Genomic DNA, 1,716 nt, shown 5'->3' on the forward strand with positions numbered 1-1,716 from the left:
GGCCCCGGCCCGCGCGCGCCAGCGGAACAGCCACGCACCGCCCGGCAGCGTCGCCGCCAGCAGCACGGCCGACAGCAGCATCAGCCCGGTCAGCCCGATCGGTCCGACCAGCCATCCCGACAGCAGCGGCCCGGCCAGCCCGCCGACGCTCGCGCCGGCGGCGATCACCGGAAACAGCCGGCGCGCCTGTTCGGGGCGGAACACGTCCGCCATCAGGCTCCACGCGACCGACACCACGAACAGGTTGAACACCGACAGCCACACGTAGAACACCCGCGCCAGCCAGACATCGTCGGGCCGCGCCCGCGTGGCGAGCGCGAAGGCCAGCAGATTGGCGATGAAGAACGCATAGACCCACGGCACGAAGCGCCTGCGCGGCAGCCGCGCGCTGCACAGCCCGTACAGCGGAATCGCGGCCAGCATCACGACGAAGGTCGCGGTGAACAGCCATTGGAGGTTCTGCACGCCGCCGGCGATGCCCATCGTCTCGCGTACCGGCCGCAGCATGAAATAGCTGGCGAACAGGCAGAAGAAGAACGCGAACGCCGCGACCACGGCCGCATGTTCGCCCGGGCGGATGCCGAGCGGGCCGAGGCGGCCGGGGCTGGTGGGCGGAGGCGGAGCGGCGGGCATGCCGTATCGGTGCGGCGGCGTTGGGGCGCTGAGTCGGGGCGCTGGGTTGGGACGCTACGCGAGCAGCGTGGCGATCTGCTCGCGCTGCTTCGCGTCGGGCATCCTGCCGAGCGCCGCGCCGAGGTTGTCGCGCATATGGCGCGGATTGGAAGTCGCCGGGATCGCCGCGGTCACCGCCGGATGGCTGACGATGAATTTGAGGAACAGCTGGCCCCAGCTGTTGCAATCGAGTTCGGCGGCCCACTGCGGCAGCTGCCGGCCTTGCACCGCACGGAACAGCCGTCCGTCCTGGAACGGCCGGTTGATCAGCACGCCGATGCCGCGCTGCCGGCACAGCGGCAGCAGCCGCCGTTCGGCCTCGCGCTCGCCCAGCGAATAATTGATCTGCACGAAATCGATCTTCTCGCTGCGCACGATCTGCTCGAGCCGCTCGTGCGCATCGGCGCGATAGTGGGTGACGCCGATATAGCGGGTCTTGCCCTGTTCCTGCAGCCGGCGCAGGAAACGCAGGTTCTCTTCCCAGTCGATCAGGTTGTGGACCTGCAGCAGGTCGACGGTGTCGGTGCCCAGCTCCTGCTGCGAGCGCGCCCATTGCGCGGGCGCGTTGCTGGCGGAGGCGGAGATCTTGGTGGCGAGGAAGACCTGCTTGCGGGCATTGTGCAGGCGCAACAATTCACCGGTCACGGCCTCGGCCGCACCATAGCTGGGCGCGGTATCGAGAACGGCGCCCGGCATCCGCAGCAGCAGCGACATCACCTCGGATAGCGGGCTCTGCTGCAGTCCTTGCGTCGGCGCGTCGAAGGTGTCGGCGGTGCCCAGGCCGATCGCCGGCAGCGTTTCGCGCGTGCCCGGGATAGCGCGGCGCAGTGGGGCCGCGCCTGCCGCGGCCGGCGCGGAAGCGGGACCGGGCTGGGCGCGTACGGCGGGCGTCAGCGTGCCCGCCAGCGCGGCGGAACAGGCAAGGAAGCGGCGACGATCGATGGGCATGGCGTCTCCTGGCGAGCCGGCAACTTCCCGGCCATTGTAGGTAAGACGCGCGGAGTTGGCATTGGGGCGGGATATTGCGGCGCGGGTCGGGGTGAC

General features: G+C 70.3%; 2 protein-coding genes. Both read right to left on the reverse strand.

Annotated features, from left to right (window positions below):
- Window positions 1-633 (reverse strand): MFS transporter (locus tag B551_RS17655; protein WP_023264672.1); only part of this gene is annotated, 633 nt, incomplete at its 3' end.
- A gap of 54 nt (window positions 634-687) precedes the next feature.
- Window positions 688-1,620 (reverse strand): aldo/keto reductase, encoded by a 933-nt coding sequence (locus B551_RS17660; protein WP_023264673.1) that lies wholly within the window; start codon window positions 1,618-1,620, stop codon window positions 688-690.
- Between the last annotated feature and the right edge of the window lie 96 nt (window positions 1,621-1,716).

This window comes from Cupriavidus sp. HPC(L) (genome assembly GCF_000307735.3).
GTDB lineage: Bacteria > Pseudomonadota > Gammaproteobacteria > Burkholderiales > Burkholderiaceae > Cupriavidus.